The 15,017-nt window shown below is 73.4% G+C and carries 15 protein-coding genes; 9 read left to right on the top strand and 6 right to left on the bottom strand.

Going from position 1 to position 15,017, the window contains the following annotated elements:
* The first annotated feature begins 243 nt into the window (after positions 1-243).
* Together HYE82_RS13255 and HYE82_RS13250 are read left to right on the top strand one after the other, a co-directional pair.
* A complete protein-coding gene (locus HYE82_RS13255; RefSeq protein ID WP_179174210.1) occupies positions 244-2,478 on the top strand; it encodes an acetate--CoA ligase family protein in 2,235 nt (744 codons plus the stop codon).
* 274 nt (positions 2,479-2,752) lie between these two features.
* Positions 2,753-3,607 carry an enoyl-CoA hydratase/isomerase family protein gene (locus HYE82_RS13250; RefSeq protein WP_179174209.1) on the top strand — a complete coding sequence of 285 codons (855 nt, stop codon included), beginning with the start codon at positions 2,753-2,755 and terminating at the stop codon, positions 3,605-3,607.
* Positions 3,608-3,716: 109 nt separating this feature from the next.
* Here the strand turns inward: HYE82_RS13250 and HYE82_RS13245 are convergent, their stop codons facing one another.
* The gene (locus tag HYE82_RS13245) at positions 3,717-4,514 is read right to left on the bottom strand and encodes a VOC family protein (RefSeq protein ID WP_179174208.1); all 798 of its coding nucleotides are present in this window, start codon (positions 4,512-4,514) and stop codon (positions 3,717-3,719) included.
* A gap of 305 nt (positions 4,515-4,819) precedes the next feature.
* Between HYE82_RS13245 and HYE82_RS13240 the strand changes: the two genes are divergently transcribed.
* Positions 4,820-5,452, top strand: coding sequence for a flavin reductase family protein (locus HYE82_RS13240; RefSeq protein ID WP_179174213.1), 633 nt, complete (start codon positions 4,820-4,822; stop codon positions 5,450-5,452).
* A gap of 152 nt (positions 5,453-5,604) precedes the next feature.
* Here the strand turns inward: HYE82_RS13240 and HYE82_RS13235 are convergent, their stop codons facing one another.
* From HYE82_RS13235 to HYE82_RS13225, 3 genes are read right to left on the bottom strand one after another with little or no spacing between them, the layout of a single operon-like run.
* Positions 5,605-6,672 (bottom strand): Zn-dependent alcohol dehydrogenase, encoded by a 1,068-nt coding sequence (locus HYE82_RS13235; protein ID WP_179174207.1) that lies wholly within the window; start codon positions 6,670-6,672, stop codon positions 5,605-5,607.
* Between the two features lie 4 nt (positions 6,673-6,676).
* Positions 6,677-7,942 carry an acyl-CoA dehydrogenase family protein gene (locus HYE82_RS13230; protein WP_179174206.1) on the bottom strand — a complete coding sequence of 422 codons (1,266 nt, stop codon included), beginning with the start codon at positions 7,940-7,942 and terminating at the stop codon, positions 6,677-6,679.
* Positions 7,943-7,957: 15 nt separating this feature from the next.
* Positions 7,958-8,878 carry an SDR family NAD(P)-dependent oxidoreductase gene (locus tag HYE82_RS13225; RefSeq protein ID WP_179174205.1) on the bottom strand — a complete coding sequence of 307 codons (921 nt, stop codon included), beginning with the start codon at positions 8,876-8,878 and terminating at the stop codon, positions 7,958-7,960.
* A 109-nt stretch (positions 8,879-8,987) separates the two neighbouring features.
* Between HYE82_RS13225 and HYE82_RS13220 the strand changes: the two genes are divergently transcribed.
* Complete coding sequence (locus tag HYE82_RS13220; RefSeq protein WP_179174204.1) at positions 8,988-9,914, top strand: cyclase family protein; 927 nt, start codon at positions 8,988-8,990, stop codon at positions 9,912-9,914.
* Here HYE82_RS13220 and HYE82_RS13215 read toward each other — a convergent pair.
* Both HYE82_RS13215 and HYE82_RS13210 read right to left on the bottom strand, forming a co-directional pair.
* Entirely contained in the window at positions 9,833-10,366 is a 534-nt protein-coding gene (locus tag HYE82_RS13215) for a hypothetical protein (protein ID WP_179174203.1), read from the bottom strand. The two genes, HYE82_RS13220 and HYE82_RS13215, sit on opposite strands and share 82 nt — an antisense overlap.
* A gap of 92 nt (positions 10,367-10,458) precedes the next feature.
* Positions 10,459-10,875 (bottom strand): ATP-binding protein, encoded by a 417-nt coding sequence (locus HYE82_RS13210; protein WP_179174202.1) that lies wholly within the window; start codon positions 10,873-10,875, stop codon positions 10,459-10,461.
* A 257-nt stretch (positions 10,876-11,132) separates the two neighbouring features.
* Between HYE82_RS13210 and HYE82_RS13205 the strand changes: the two genes are divergently transcribed.
* From HYE82_RS13205 to HYE82_RS13185, 5 genes are all read left to right on the top strand, one after another.
* Positions 11,133-11,984: a Scr1 family TA system antitoxin-like transcriptional regulator gene (locus HYE82_RS13205; RefSeq protein WP_179174201.1), complete on the top strand. Its 852-nt coding sequence runs from the start codon at positions 11,133-11,135 to the stop codon at positions 11,982-11,984.
* Positions 11,985-11,996: 12 nt separating this feature from the next.
* Positions 11,997-12,185, top strand: a complete 189-nt coding sequence (locus HYE82_RS13200; RefSeq protein ID WP_179174200.1) for a DUF397 domain-containing protein — start codon at positions 11,997-11,999, stop codon at positions 12,183-12,185.
* A 343-nt stretch (positions 12,186-12,528) separates the two neighbouring features.
* The gene (locus HYE82_RS13195; protein WP_179174199.1) at positions 12,529-12,864 is read left to right on the top strand and encodes a hypothetical protein; all 336 of its coding nucleotides are present in this window, start codon (positions 12,529-12,531) and stop codon (positions 12,862-12,864) included.
* 76 nt (positions 12,865-12,940) lie between these two features.
* Positions 12,941-14,275: a sensor histidine kinase gene (locus tag HYE82_RS13190; RefSeq protein ID WP_256987155.1), complete on the top strand. Its 1,335-nt coding sequence runs from the start codon at positions 12,941-12,943 to the stop codon at positions 14,273-14,275.
* Positions 14,272-14,985 (top strand): response regulator transcription factor, encoded by a 714-nt coding sequence (locus tag HYE82_RS13185; RefSeq protein WP_179174198.1) that lies wholly within the window; start codon positions 14,272-14,274, stop codon positions 14,983-14,985. Before HYE82_RS13190 ends, HYE82_RS13185 begins: the two co-directional genes overlap by 4 nt.
* Positions 14,986-15,017: the final 32 nt, after the last annotated feature.

Below are 15,017 nucleotides of genomic sequence, written 5' to 3'. Positions count from 1 at the left end.
CCACCCCTCTCGCCCCCGTCCCCGCCGCCGCCTCGACCAGGGCGTCCCAACCTCGTCCGAATCGGCCCCTGGACCTGCCCCTCCTGCATCTGTCACCGTTCCCTTCCACACATCTCCTCCACCACCTTTCCTGCGCAGCAGTGTTCCTGACGGCGTGTCAGTTCAGTAATCTGGGGAATCTGACTACACGTCAGTAATCGCCATTGATGCTGGTCGTCCATCGAGCAGGGAGCGGGCGAAGCGATGCTTGGATCTACTCACGGCACCCTGACCACCGACTTCCGCGCGCGCGTCGAGGCCTGCGGGGAGACCCCCCGAGAGGCCGTCCACTCCACCGCACCGGCCTCCGCCGAGGACGCGATCGCCCTGGACGTGAGCGGACGGCCCCTGGAGGCCGAGGTACCGGACCTGGACCGGTTCTTCCGGCCCGAGTCCGTCGCCGTCATCGGAGCCTCCGACGCCGAGGGCAGGCCCAACACGGGCATCACCCGGCAGCTCATCGCCTGGGCGGAGCGCGTCGGCGCCCGGATCCATCCCGTGCACCCGACCCGCACCGCCGTCTTCGGGCTGCCCTGCCACCCCTCCGTGGCCGCGCTGCCCGAGCGGGTGGACCTCGCGGTGCTGCTCGTCGGCGACCCCGTCCCGGCGATCGAGGAGCTGGCCGAGGCCAAGGTGAGGTTCGCCGTCGCCTTCGCCTCCGGTTTCGCCGAGACCGGCGAGACCGGGGCCGCCGCCCAGGCACGGCTCGCCGCCGCCGTCCGGCGATCGGGCCTTCGCCTCCTCGGCCCCAACACCAACCTCAACGCCTTCCAGGAGTTCCGCGACGACCTCCAGGGCCCGGCCATCGCGCTGATCACCCAGTCCGGCCATCAGGGCCGGCCCGTGTACACCCTCCAGGAGCTGGGCATACGGCTCTCCCACTGGGCTCCCACGGGCAACGAGGCGGACCTCGAAACCGCCGACTTCATCTCCTACTTCGCCGAGCAGCCCGAGGTCGGCGCGATCGCCTGCTACGTGGAGGGCCTCAAGGACGGCCGGTCGTTCCTCCTGGCCGCCGACCGGGCCGCCCGCAACGGGGTCCCGGTCGTCGCCGTCAAGGTCGGCCGCACGGAGACCGGCGCGCGGACCGCCGCCTCCCACACCGGCAAGCTCACCGGTGCCGACGCCGTCGTCGACGCCGCGATGCGCCAGTTCGGCATCATCCGCGTCGACGCCCTGGACGAGCTCCAGGACACCGCGGCACTGCTCGCCCGGGCGCGCCCGCCCCGGGCCGACGGAGTCGTCGTCCACTCCATCTCCGGCGGCACCGGAGCACACTTCTCCGACCTCGCCACCGAGGCCGGCCTCAGCCTGCCCACGCTCTCGCAGGCCAAGCAGGACGAGCTGCACCAGTGGATCCCGGACTATCTGAACGTCGCCAACCCCGTCGACAACGGCGGCCACCCGGTCGGCGACTGGCGCGGCCGGAAGATCATCGACGCGATCCTCGCCGACCCCTCCGTGGGCGTGCTGGTCTGTCCGATCACCGGCCCCTTCCCGCCGATGAGCGACCGGCTCGCCCAGGACCTGGTGGACGCCGCCGAGGAGACCGACAAACTGATCTGCGTGGTCTGGGGCTCGCCCGTCGGCACCGAGGACGCCTACCGCACCACCCTGCTCGGCTCCTCCCGCGTGGCCACCTTCCGCACCTTCGGCAACTGCATCACCGCCGTACGCGCCTACCTCGACCACCACCGCTTCACCACCGGCTACCGGTCCCCCTTCGCCGACGCCCCGCGGACCCCGTCCCCCTCGTACCGCAAGGCGCAGGCACTGATGCGCCCGGGCCAGCAGCTCAGCGAGCACGCGGCGAAACAGCTGCTGCGGGCGTACGGGATCCGGGTCCCCCGCGAGCAGCTCGTCACCAGCGCGGCGGCCGCGGTCCGCGCGGCGGGCCTGGTCGGGTACCCGGTGGTGATGAAGGCCTCGGGCCCGCAGCTCGCGCACAAGACGGAGCTGGGGCTGGTGAAGGTCGGCCTGACCTCGGCGAGCCAGATCCGGGACGCGTACCGGGAGCTCACGGACATCGCGCGGTACGAGAACATCCCGCTGGACGGGATCCTCGTCTGCCAGATGGTGCGGCGCGGGGTCGAGATGTTCGTCGGCGTCACGCAGGACGAGCTCTTCGGCCCGACCGTGACGGTGGGGCTGGGCGGGGTCCTGGTCGAGGTGCTGCACGACGCGGCGGTACGGGTGCCGCCGTTCGGCGAGGACCAGGCCCGGGCGATGCTGGCCGAGCTGCGCGGCCGGGCCCTGCTGGACGGGGTCCGGGGGGCGCCCCCGGCGGATGCCGACGCGCTGGTCGAGGTCGTGCTGCGGGTGCAGCGGATGGCGCTGGAGCTGGGCGGTGCCCTGTCGGAGCTCGACATCAACCCGCTGATGGTGCTCCCGCGCGGGCAGGGCGCGGTGGCGCTTGACGCCCTTGCCGTGTGCCGCTGACACCACCACTGCCGTTGCGACTGCCGTCACCACCCCGGTCGCCGCTGCCGGCGGCAAAGCCCCCGCGGGTGGGTCCGGGGCGCGGGCCGGCGCCGACCCCCCGCGGGCCGGGAGCCCCTGTGGGACCGGCACGTCCCGCGCGGCCCGTGGGGCAGGCAGTCCGCATCCGCACGCCGCCCGTAAGAGCCGTACGGCACGTGCACGTACGGCGCGTACGGCGCGTACGGCGCGCGCAGTCCGTTCCGTCCGCACCTCGAATCGGAGCAGCTCCCCCATGACCGACTCCCCCCAAGCCGAACCCTCAGCGGCAACACGACCCCTCGACACATTGGTACTGCACCGCACTGACAACGGGGTGTCGTGGATCACCCTCAACCGCCCCGAGGCCATGAACGCCGTGACCTGGGACCAGCGTGAACGCGTCATCGCGCTGCTCGCCGCGGCCTCCGCCGACCCCGCCGTCCGGGCCGTCGTCATCACCGCCACCGGCAGGGGTTTCTGTGCGGGGGCCGACCTGCGCGGTGCGCCCGCAACCGGCAGCGCGCCCACGGCCCGCGGCGAGCGCGTCGCCGGCGACGTGGCCCGGATGATCCGGCTCGGGGCGCAGCGCCTGATCACCGCCGTGCTCGACTGCGAGAAGCCGGTCATCGCCGCCGTCAACGGCACCGCGGCCGGAATCGGCGCGCACCTCGCGCTCGCCTGCGACCTGGTCGTGGCGGCCGAGTCGGCCCGGTTCATCGAGGTGTTCGTCCGCCGCGGCCTGGTCCCCGACGGCGGCGGCGCCTACCTGCTCCCGCGGCTGGTCGGCCCGCAGCGCGCCAAGGAGCTGATCTTCTTCGGTGATGGCGTCCCGGCGGCCGAGGCCCAGCGGCTCGGCCTCGTCAACCGGGTCGTCCCCGACGGGGAGCTGGAGGCCGGCGCGCGGGAGTGGGCCGAGCGCCTGGCACAGGGTCCGACCCGGGCGATCGCCCTGGCCAAGCAGCTGGTCAACGCTTCCCTGGACGGTGACCGGGCGGCGGCCCTGGCCGCGGAGGCCACCGCTCAGGAGATCAACATGACGACGGCCGACGCGGCGGAGGGCGTGGCGAGCTTCGTGGAGCGCCGCACCCCGAAGTACCTGGGCCGCTGACCCGCCCGCGCGCCGGCGCCGTCGGCCCCGCGCGCCGGCGCCGTCAGGCCCGCGACCCGGCACCGTCAGGCCCGCGACCCGGCACCGTCGGGCCCGCCGCCGGCTACATCTACATCTGCGGGTTGGGCTTCAGCAGGGCGAACACCGCGCCGAAGGGGTCCGTCAGCCAGGCGATCCGGCCGACGTCCGGCACGTCCGTCGAGGGCATCAGCACCGTTCCGCCCGCGTTCACCGCGGCCGCCTCGGTCGCGTCGGCGTCCGCCACGTTGAAGTACGGCACCCAGCGCGGCCGCTCCCCGCCGCTCTCGCCGCCCGCCCCGTCGCCCATGGGCGCGATCCCGCCGAACGAGCCCTGCTGCTGTTCGCCCTCCTCGATGCTCAGCACCTGGTACGTCATCCCGGGCGCCTGCACCTCCTCGCGGCGCCAGCCGAAGATCCCGTTGTAGAACGTGAAGGCCGCGGCGGGGTCCGGTACGTGGAGCTCGGCCCACAGCAGCGTGTTCTCGGCGGACGCCACCTCGAATCCGGCGGTCTTCCCGGGCTGCCAGAGCGCGAACTGCGCGCCCTGCGGGTCGGTGGCCTGTGCGAGCCGGCCCTCGGCCATGGCGCCTTCCGGCTCCATGCGGATCGTCCCGCCGCCGTCCTTGACCGCCTTGACGGTGGCCTGGATGTCCGGGGTCATGAAGTAGATCATCCAGGCCGACTTCGCGCCCTCCTCGGTGAGCTGCCCGAGCCCGGCGACGGTCTTGCCGTCGCGCTGCAGGAACCCGTACCCGCCGGCGTCGGGCCCGGCGGAGACGTGGCTCCAGCCGAAGACCGCGCCGTAGAAGGCGGCGGCCGCGGCGGTGTCGGGGCTGCCGAGGTCGAGCCAGTTGGGCGAGCCCTTGCGGAAGTCGGTTCCGAGCACGGTTCCTCCTGTGGGTGGGTGGTGCGGTGCGGGGTACGGCTCCCCGTACGGGAACGGGTGCCGGACGGTGTGCGCGTACGGGGGTGCGCGTACGGGTACGGGGGCGGTCCGGGGCCACCTTGCCCAGCCCGCCCGGCGGGGCCGCTCCGCCTGCGCCCACCGCCCCGGCCGATTCCCCCGTTCGGCCGCACCGCGGCCCCGCGCTCTCCGAGCCCGGGCCGTCCCGCACCGGCCCGCGTGACGTACACACCTTCCCATCTGACGCATCGTCAGTTTCAATCGGGAGTGTGATGGGACACGCAGGGATGGCGGCCACCGTCGTCCGATACCTCAGGTCAGTCGGCGGCTCACCGGGTTCCGGCCCCGGCTCTGCCGCGTACGAGCCGGAGTCCGCCGTCCTGCCCCGGCCCGACCTGAGGGCCGTCGGCGAGGACGAGCGCGCCCCCGTCGGCCCCGGCGAGTTCCGGGCCGTGCTCGGCCGCTTCGCCAGCGGTGTCACCGTCGTCACGGCCCCGCCCGGCGAGGGCGAGGACGGCCCGGTCGGCTTCGCCTGCCAGTCGTTCGCCTCGCTGTCGCTGGACCCGCCGCTGGTCGTCTTCATGGTGGGCCGTACGTCGACCAGCTGGCCGCGGATCGCCCGCGCGGGCGTGTTCTGCGTCAACGTCCTGGGCGCCGGGCAGGGCGAGCTGTGCCGCCGGTTCGCCGTCAGCGGCGCCGACAAGTTCGCCGGTGTCACCCACTCACCCGCCCCCGCGACCGGATCCCCGCTGCTCGACGGGGCGCCCGCCTGGATCGACTGCCGCATCCACGCCGTGCACACCGGCGGCGACCACCTGATCGTGGTCGGCCGGGTGGAGGCCCTGGGCGCGGTCGGCGACGAGGGGCCGCTGCTCTTCCACCGGGGGCGCTTCGGCCGGCTCGCGGAGGACGGCGGCTGAACGCCCTCCCCCGGCGCCGCCGACGCCCGACAGCCGTAGGCCCCTCCGGTCGACCGGAGGGGCCTACGGCGTGCGCGGCGGGGCGGCCCGGCGCGGCCCGGCGCGGGGCGGCGCGGCCCGGCGGGGAAACGGGCGGCACCACCCGCGCCCGTTCAGAACGTGAGCACCCCGCGCGCCACCCGCCCGTGCTTCGCGTCGTCCGCCGCCTTCGCGAAGTCCTCGACCGCGTAGACCTCGGTCACCAGCTCGTCGAGCAGCAGCTGTCCCTTCCGGTACAGCTCCGCGTACAGGGCGATGTCCCGCTGCGGCCGGGAGGATCCGTACCGGCAGCCCATCACGGTCTTGTCGAGGTACATCGACGACACCCGGAAGGACGCCTCCTCGGTGAAGCCGGGCACGCCCAGCAGCACGGCCTGCCCGTGCCGGTCCAGCAGGTCGATCGCCTGGCGGATCAGCCGGACGTTGCCGACGCACTCGAAGGCGTGGTCCGCGCCCGTCGGGAGGATCTCCTTCACCGCGGCCGGCGCGTCCGCGACCGCCGAGGCGTCCACGAAGTGCGTGGCCCCGAACTGCCGGGCCACCGCCTCCTTGGCCGGGTTCGCGTCCACCGCCACGATGGTGGTCGCCCCCGCGATCCGGGCCCCCTGCAGCACGTTGAGCCCGATCCCGCCCGCGCCGATGACGACCACCGACTCACCCCGGTCGACGCGGGCCCGGTTCAGCACCGCGCCGACGCCCGTCAGCACGCCGCAGCCGATCAGGGCCGCCGATGCCATCGGGATGTCGTCGGGGATCTTCACCGCCTGCACGGCCTTGACGACCGTGCGCTCGGCGAAAGCGGAGTTCGAGGCGAACTGGAACAGCGGCTTCCCGCCGCGGGTGAACGGCTGCCCCGGCATGCCGATCGCCTTGCGGCACATGGTCGGCCGGCCCCGGTCGCAGTCGGCGCAGGCCCCGCAGTTGGCGAGCGTCGACAGCGACACGTGGTCCCCGGGCACCACATGCGTCACCCCCGCCCCCACCGCCTCGACGACGCCGGCCCCCTCGTGCCCCAGCACCACCGGCCGGGGGAACGGGATCGTGCCGTCGATCACCGACAGGTCGCTGTGGCACAGCCCGGCCGCCGCTATCGCGACGAGGACCTCCCCCGGCCCCGGATCGCGGACCTCCAGATCGTCCACCACCCGGGCCTGCTTGCCGTCGAACACGACGCCTCTCATGCCGTCACCGCGCCTCTCCGGGCAGGCCGAGCACCCGCTCGGCGATGATGTTCCGCTGGATCTCGTCCGAGCCGCCGTAGATCGTGTCGGCGCGGGTGAACAGGAACAGCCTCTGGTCCTCGTCGAGCCCGGGGCCGTACGGGAGGTCCGGCGCCCAGGCCTCGGGCCCGGCCGCGGCCGCCGCGCCCCGGACCGCCACCGCCAGCTCGCCGAGCCGCCGGTGCCAGCCGCCCCACAGCAGCTTGGCCACGCTCGGTGCACCCGGATCGGCGTCCGCTCCGTCCGCTCCGTCCGCGCCCGCGGTGCTCGCGGTGCCCGCGGTGCCCGCGGTGCCGAGCGTGCGCAGTGCGTTCCAGCGCATGGTGTGCAGCTCGGCCCACTGGCGTACGAGCCGGTCGCGCAGGACCGGGTCCCCGCCGCCGGGCCCGCCCTGTGCGGTGGCGTACGCGGTCAGGACGCGCTCCAGTTCGGCGGCGAAGCCGATCTGCTGGACCAGGGTGGAGACGCCGCGTTCCCGCGCGAGAAGGCCCACGGCCACGGTCCAGCCGTTGCCCTCCCCTCCGACGACCTCGGCCGCGACCGCCCCGTCGAAGAAGACCTCGTTGAACTCGGAGGTCCCCGTCATCTGCCGGATGGGCCGCACCTCGATCCGGCCGGGCTGGTCCATCGGCACGAGGAGGAACGACAGCCCCCGCTGCCGCCGGGAGCCGGGCTCGGTGCGGGCGAGCACGAAGCACCAGTCGGCGTCCCGGGCCAGCGAGGTCCACGTCTTCTGGCCGGTCACGCGGAGCACACCGTCGGCGGTGTCCCGTACGGCGGCCGTCCGTACGCCCGCGAGGTCCGAGCCGGCGCCGGGCTCGCTGTACCCCTGGCACCACAGTTCCTCGCCGCGGGCGATGCCGGGCAGGAAGCGGTCCTGCTGCTCGCGGCTGCCGTACGCGATGAGGGTGGGGGCGAGGAGGTTCTCGCCGATGTGGCCGACGCGGCCGGGGGCACGCGAGGCGGCGTACTCCTCGGCCCACACCACCTGCCCGGTCAGGGAGAGGCGCTGCTGCCCGTACGCCCCGGGCGGCGCGTCCCAGCCCTGGCCGATCCAGCCGCCGCGGCCCAGTTCGCGTTCCCAGGCGCGGCGCGCCCCCACTCCCTCGTGTTCGCTGCCGGGCCCGCCGAGTCCGACCGCCTGCGCGTACGGGCCCGTGAGGTGTGCGCTGAGCCAGGCCCGGGCACGGCCGCGCAGCTCCTCGTCCTCGGCGCCGAAGCTGAAGTCCACGGTGTGCCGCCCCTTCTAAGCGTTGGGTCGGTCCTTGGCGGCCGCCGCCTTGGCCATGGCCTCCAGCTGCGCGAGCATCGGCATCGGGTCGGTGCCGACGGTGCCGGGCAGGAAGTCGGCGATCCTCTGGGGTGTCCAGGGGCCCTCGGCGTATCCGGCGCGCAGCTCGCGCGGCTGGGCCCAGACGGCGATCTTCGGGCCGGCGATCGTGTAGACCTGCCCGGTGATGCGCTCGCCGCCGGGGGCGACGGCCTTGTCGCTGAGCAGGTAGGTGACGAGGGCGGCGACGTCCTCGGGTTCGCCGATCTCCTTGAGCTCCATGGGGACGTTCGCCGACATGCGGGTGCGGGCGACCGGGGCCACGGCGTTGGCGGTGACCCCGTACTTGTGCAGGCCGAGGGCGGCGGAGCGGACGAGGGAGATGATGCCGCCCTTGGCGGCGCTGTAGTTGGCCTGGGAGACGGAGCCCTGGTGGTTGCCGCTGGTGAAGCCGATGAGGGTGCCGGAGCCCTGGCGGCGCATGATGGCGGAGGCGGCGCGGAAGACGGTGAAGGTGCCCTTGAGGTGGGTGGCGAGGACCGGGTCCCATTCCTCCTCCGACATGTTGAAGAGCATCCGCTCGCGCAGGATGCCGGCGACGCAGACGACGCCGTCGATGCGGCCGTACCGGGTGAGCGCGGTGTCGACGACGCGCTGCCCGCCGTCCATGGTGGAGATGTCGTCGGCGACGGCGACGGCCTCGCCGCCCGCGGCGGCGATCTCCTTCACCACGGCCTCGGCTATCTCGCTGGTCGGTGCGCCGCCGTCGATGCCGACGCCGTAGTCGTTGACGACGACCCTGGCGCCTTCCGCTGCGGCGGCGAGGGCGACGGAGCGTCCGATGCCGCGCCCGGCGCCGGTGACCGTCACGACCTTGCCTGCCAAGAAGTTCCCCACGCCGACCCCTTCCCGCGGTTTCTGACGGACCGTTAGATTTTATGGGCAGCCGGACGCCGCCGCACAAGCCCGCCGCAACCACAATCGCGGCCGAAGGAGTGGATGGACCGTGGCCCTGCCCGCCGAGTTCCACGAGATCGCCGAACGCGTCAACAACTGGGGGCGCTGGGGCGCCGACGACGAGACCGGCACCCTCAACCTGATCACCGACGAGGTGGTACGGGCCGCAGCCGCCGAGGTGCGCACAGGGCGCCGGATCCCGCTCGCGCTCCCGCTGAAGGAGGACGGCGTCCAGGCGGGGCTGATCCCGGGGCGGACCAACCCCCTGCACACGATGGTGCAGATCAACCAGGAGCTCTTCGGCCCGGGCACGGTGGCGTGCAGCGACGACGCCGTGACCATGGGACTCCAGGCGGGCACCCACTGGGACGCCCTGACCCACGTCTCGCACTCCGGCCGCATCTACAACGGCCGCCCCGCGGACAGCATCACCGCGCACGGGCGGGCGGCGTTCAGCGGGATCGACAAGGCGGCGCCCGTCGTCTCGCGCGGTGTCCTGCTCGACGTGGCCCGCGCGAAGGGGCTGGACCGGCTGCCGGGCGGCCACGCGGTGACCCCGGAGGACCTGGCGGAGGCGGAGGAGTACGGCGGGGTGTCCGTGCGCGCCGGGGACGTCGTCCTCGTCCGCACCGGCCAGATCCAGGTGTACCTGGCCGGGGACAGGAACGGATACGGCTTCCCCTCCCCGGGGCTGTCCGTGCGCACCCCGGAGTGGTTCCACGCCCGGGACGTGGCGGCCGTGGCCAACGACACCCTGACCTTCGAGGTCTTCCCGCCGGAGATCGAGAACCTCTGGCTGCCGGTCCACGCCCTGCACCTGGTCGAGATGGGCATGCACCAGGGCCAGAACTGGAACCTGGAGGCGTTGTCCACAGCCTGTGCAGAAACGAGCCGCTACGCCTTCCTCCTCGCCGCCGTGCCGGAACCCTTCGTCGGCGCGGTCGGCGCCCCGGTCGCCCCGGTGGCCGTCCTCTGACCGGTGCGGACGGCGCAGACCGCGGCCACGGCCCAGGCCGCCGCCCATACGGCGCCGACGAGCAGTGCCGCGAGCGCGGTGGGCAGGTGGGGAGGGGTGGGCCCCAGGCCCGGCGCCAGGCCGGCCGCGCGGGCGCCGAAGCCGAGGACGCCCGCCCCCACCATCGCGATGCCTGCCCAGGAGGCGCCGAGCGCCGGCCACCGGATGAGCCGGGTCCGCGGGAGGCGGAGGAGGAGCAACGCCACGACGGCCATGAGCAGGCCGAGGCCCGCGTTGGCCAGTTGGGCCGTCGCGACGTCGGCGACGGCCCCGTAGGCCTCGGCCGGCGCGGGGAAGCCCGGCATGCCGAGCTCGCCGTCCGTCGCCAGGTCCACCTTGCTGACGGTGTAGGCGAGGGCGCCGAGGCAGGCGGTGAGCGCGGCGACCGTGTGCGTCGTACGGGATCGGGGCATGGGTCCATCCTGCGGCGAGCGGCCGCCGGGCCGCGTCCTCCGCCCGTACGGACTTCCTCCCCCGCGCGGGGGAGGACGCCGCGCCCGGCGGTTCACGCCAGTCGGAACCACACCGCCTTGCGGTCCGGCCGGGCGCTGACGTCCCAGTCGTCGGCGTACGCCGCCACGAGGGCCAGTCCGCGGCCGTGCGTGTCGAGCCGGCCCGGCCGGCTGTCGCCGCCTCCGCTCGTCGGCCACCGCCCGGGCGCACAGTCGGACACGTAAACCGTGACGCGACCTCCGAGCAGTACCAACTCCACGGCGATCTCCGGTGTATCCGTATGCCGGTGGGCGTTGGTCACCACCTCGGAGGTGCACAGCCGTGCCCGGTCCACGAGGTGGGCGAGCCCTGCCGCCCGGAGGATCAGGGCGACCCATTCACGGGCGAGCCGAGGGGTGTCTGCCAGGCTGGGCGCGGTGAAGCGGTAGGTGCGGTCCGCCGCTGTTGCGGCGATGTTCGTCGTTGCCATCGTGGTTCTCCCGACGCGGTACGAGTACGCGCTGCCGCCGCCCGCCATGTGCCGTGGCTCTGGTCGCCCCTGGGGGACACGTGCCGTGTCAAGACGCGTGTCGGCGACTGCACTTCGGCTTCCTGGCGCGCGAAACGGTGCACCACCGACTGTAGCGGTTCGCGTACAACGCGTTGTACGTCATTCACTAACTCGGGGTGCAAGTGGACCTCGTGCCGACCTGAGGCCAGACTGAACGCCGACAGGAGGGGAGGCCGATGCCACCAAGGAAGGCCCCGACCGCGCGGCAGTGCCGGCTGGGTTCCGAGCTTCGGAAGATCCGTGAGAAGGCCGGGATTTCGCTCACCGAGGCCGCCGCGCAGCTCAGCACCGACCGCACGACCATGAGCAACGTCGAAGCCGGCAGATTCGGCGTCAGCAGCGAGCGTGTGCGGACGTGGGCGAACCACTACGGCTGCCCGGACGCGATGTACGTCGACGCCCTGGCCGCGATGGCCACGGAACGCGGTCGCGGCTGGTGGGACGACTACCGTGACGATCTGCCGGCCGGGCTGCTCGACATCGCGGAGCTCGAACACCACGCCGTCGCGTTCCGCCAGTCGCAGATCATGCACATCCCAGGGCTCCTCCAGACCGAGGACTACGCACGCGCCGTCTTCGCAGAAGCCGTCCCCGCCTTGCCGCCGGCGTACCTCCGGCGCCTGGTCTCCTTCCGGATGCGGCGCCGCGATGTCCTGGATCGCAAGGAGCTGCCGGAGTGCACTTTCCTCATCCACGAGACCGCCCTGCGCATCCAGTTCGGCGGCCGGAGGGTTGCCGTCCATCAGCTGGGCTACCTACTGGAGCAGACCGAGCGCGAGAACGTGACGGTCAGGGTGATCCCCTTCGAGGCCGGGGGATTCCCGAACGCCGGACTCTCGACCCTCTATGCGCACGGACGGGTCCCTCAGCTGGACACCGTGCAGACCGACACCGCCAGATCCTCGGAGCTCTTCGATGCCGAGCTGCCACTGGCCAACTGCAGTGCAGCGCTGGACCGGATCCAGGAGCGGTCGTACGACCCCGAACAGTCCCGCGAGTTCATTCGCAAGATGGCACAACGAGCGTGAGGCGTGAGAGCTATGGATATCAAGTGGCGCAAGTCCTCCAAGTCGGACGACGTTGCCAACTGCCTTGAGGTGGCCGTACACGAGGGCGAAGTCCTGATCCGAGAGAGCGACGACCCCGGCGTCGTCATCCGAACCACCCGGGCCAAGCTCCGGGCGTTCATCGACGGAGCCGCGGCCGGCGAGTTCGACGACCTGGCCTGAACAGCGCGACCACCAAACCCGACCCTCTGCCCACCCAGGCCAGGGGGTCGAGCCTTCACCCCTCCCGTCACCGCGGCACAGGCCAGTCTCACTCGTTAGACGTCAAACGATTGATACCCACCTGTCGCCAGCGTTAGCGTCTGCCGTGCGGCGCCCGGGCCTACTCGGAGCCGCACCCCCCACCCCTGCGCCGGTTGGGGAGAGAACACCGTTGCCCCCTCCCTGCTGCTCGCACCGGCCCCGGAGGGGGCAACCCGCCGTACGGGCAGGAGTACCGCGCATGTGTTGCACCAGCCATGACCACTCGCCCCCACCCTCTCCCCGGACGCCCAGGGACCGCGCGGTGGGAATCCGCCCCGGGTACTGGTTCGAGGCCGTCTGCCACCGGGACAGCGACGACCGGTGTCCCGAGCTGCTGTACCGGACCATGCTGGAGACACCCGAGAGGGCGATCCGGCTGGTCCGGATGCAGATCCGGACCATGCATCCGTTCGCCCTGTCCCCCGCCGAGGTCGATCGCGCGCTCGCCTGGGCCGACGGGGGCGGGCGGGTGCAGGCCCTCGCCGCACTGCACCGCGGCGAACCCGCCGGGTTCAGCATCGTTCTGCGCGACGGGCGCCGTCCCGAGTGGCGCGTCCTGCCCGTCGGCCGCCTCATCCTGACCGTTCTCCACCCCTGACCTGCAACCGATCCGCCTCGGGGATGCAGCCTGCGGGCCGATGTCCCGCTCCTGCGGCGCTGGTTAGGGTCGCGCCATGGACACCTCATCAGGGAAAGCGGCGGGCGGTGCGCGCCGGGCCGGGGCGGCGCACCGGTGGAGGACCGCGGCGCTGTGGGGCGGAGCCGGGCTGGTCACGCTCGTGCTCTCCAACCTCGTGATGCGCGTGCCGCTCGGGCACGGCGACCAGTTGTTCACGCCGGGCCCGCTCCTCGCCGTATGCGGGATCGCGGCCGCCGTGGTCCTCGTGCGGCGGGCGCCGCTCGTGACGCTCGGCCTGATGCTGTGCGTCGACGCCGCCCTGCTCTTCGTCACGGTCACTCCCGGGCTGACGATCGCCGCGGTGGTGCCGGCAGCCGCCGCACTCGGCACGGCTGCGGCGACCCGGCCCCGCCGGACCGCGGTGACCGCGCTCGCGATCACCGTGCTGCTCCTGGTCCTCGGCCAGTTCGGCGCACCCGCGCCCCTCGACCCCACCCTTCTCGACCAGCACGGCATGCCCCTGCCCGGCGACCCTGCGCTTCTGGCGCAGCCTGACGGTTACCCGTTCGGCGGCGCGACCCTGCTGTCCCAGATCCAGCTGCCGATCGTCGTGGCCGCCTGGCTGATCGGCGACTCGGTGCGGCGCGGCCGCGAGTCCGCCGCACAGGAACAGGCCCGCGCCACCGAGCAGGCCCTCGCCGAGGAGCGGCTGCGCATCGCCCGCGAGCTGCACGACCTGGTCGCCCACAGCATCGGCATCATCGCCATCCAGGCCGGCGTCGGCAGCCGCGTCATCGACCGGCAGCCCGGGCAGGCCCGCGAAGCCCTGCAGGCGATCGAGGCCACCAGCCGGGAGACCCTGGCCAGCCTGCGCCGCACGCTGGTGGCGCTGCGCCGCAGCGAACCCGCCCCGCTGACCCCCACGCCCGGCCTCGACGGGCTGGAGCAGCTCGCCGCTGCGACCGCGAGCGACACCGGGGTCGAGATCGAGGTCGTCCGGTCGGGGGAACGGCGGCCCCTGCCGCAGGACATCGAGCTGGCCGCGTACCGGATCGTGCAGGAGTCCCTGACCAACGTCGTCCGGCACGCCGGGGCGGCCACCTGCCGGGTGGCCGTCGGATACGGGCACGGGGAACTGGCCCTGGAGATCAGCGACGATGGGCGGGGTACCGTGGCGGCGCACTCCGGCGGCGGATTCGGGATCACCGGCATGCGGGAGCGCGCCGCTCTGCTGGGCGGGCGGTTCGAGGCCGGGCCCGTACCGGGGGGCGGCTTCCGGGTGGCGGCCGGCCTGCCCGTCGAACCCGTCGAGCCGGCCGACCCGAGGGGCCAAGAGGACGAGGACAAGGACGAGGGCGAGGACGATCACGTGCAGGAAGGGAAGCGATGAGCGGCAGAATCCGCGTCCTGCTGGCCGACGACCAGCCGCTGGTGCGGTCGGGGCTGCGGGTCCTGATGGCCGACACCACGGACATGGAGGTCGTCGGCGAGGCCGCGAACGGCGCCGAGGCCGTGCGCCTCACCGCCGAACTGGATCCCGACGTGGTGGTGATGGACATCCGGATGCCTGAGATGGACGGCATCGAGGCAACCCGCCGGATCACCGCCGCCCGCCCCGGCGCCCGCCCTGGCGCCCGCCCCGGCGGCCGTCCCGGCCGGGACGGTGCGGCGGCCGGCTCCCGGGTCCTGGTCCTCACCACCTTCGACGAGGACGACCACGTTTACGGGGCGCTGCGCGCCGGCGCCAGCGGCTTCGCCGTGAAGGACATGGCGCTGGACGACATCCTGGCCGCCGTCCGCGTCGTCGCCTCCGGTGACTCCCTGCTGGCGCCCGGCGTCACGCGCCGCCTGATAGCGGACCTCGCCGCGGCCCCGGCGCCCGCCCCGGAGCGGGTGCCGGTCGTCACGGAGCGGGAGCAGGAGGTCCTGACGCTGGTGGGGCGCGGCCTGTCCAACAGTGAGATCGCGGAGAGCCTGTTCATCTCCATCGCCACCGCCAAGTCGCATGTGGCGCGGCTGCTGACGAAGCTGGACGCCCGTGACCGGGTGCAACTGGTGATCAAGGCCTATGAGATGGGGCTGGTCACACCGCCGCGGTGACGGCCGTTGGAGGGAGGAGGGAGCACGCAGCA

The sequence above is a fragment of the Streptomyces sp. BR123 genome (assembly GCF_013401435.1).
Classification (GTDB): domain Bacteria; phylum Actinomycetota; class Actinomycetes; order Streptomycetales; family Streptomycetaceae; genus Streptomyces.
The sequence above is the reverse complement of the archived record's forward strand: the minus strand, read 5'-3'. Positions and strand labels throughout refer to the sequence as shown.

Bases quoted from the DNA above. Each gene is read 5' to 3' on its own strand.
- HYE82_RS13205 (WP_179174201.1), top strand. From the start codon at position 11,133: ATGCCACCAAGGAAGGCCCCGACCGCGCGGCAGTGCCGGCTGGGTTCC.
- HYE82_RS13255 (WP_179174210.1), top strand. From the start codon at position 244: ATGCTTGGATCTACTCACGGCACCCTGACCACCGACTTCCGCGCGCGC.
- HYE82_RS13185 (WP_179174198.1), top strand. From the start codon at position 14,272: ATGAGCGGCAGAATCCGCGTCCTGCTGGCCGACGACCAGCCGCTGGTG.
- HYE82_RS13200 (WP_179174200.1), top strand. From the start codon at position 11,997: ATGGATATCAAGTGGCGCAAGTCCTCCAAGTCGGACGACGTTGCCAAC.
- HYE82_RS13190 (WP_256987155.1), top strand. From the start codon at position 12,941: ATGGACACCTCATCAGGGAAAGCGGCGGGCGGTGCGCGCCGGGCCGGG.
- HYE82_RS13210 (WP_179174202.1), bottom strand. From the start codon at position 10,875: ATGGCAACGACGAACATCGCCGCAACAGCGGCGGACCGCACCTACCGC.
- HYE82_RS13250 (WP_179174209.1), top strand. From the start codon at position 2,753: ATGACCGACTCCCCCCAAGCCGAACCCTCAGCGGCAACACGACCCCTC.
- HYE82_RS13240 (WP_179174213.1), top strand. From the start codon at position 4,820: ATGGCGGCCACCGTCGTCCGATACCTCAGGTCAGTCGGCGGCTCACCG.
- HYE82_RS13215 (WP_179174203.1), bottom strand. From the start codon at position 10,366: ATGCCCCGATCCCGTACGACGCACACGGTCGCCGCGCTCACCGCCTGC.
- HYE82_RS13235 (WP_179174207.1), bottom strand. From the start codon at position 6,672: ATGAGAGGCGTCGTGTTCGACGGCAAGCAGGCCCGGGTGGTGGACGAT.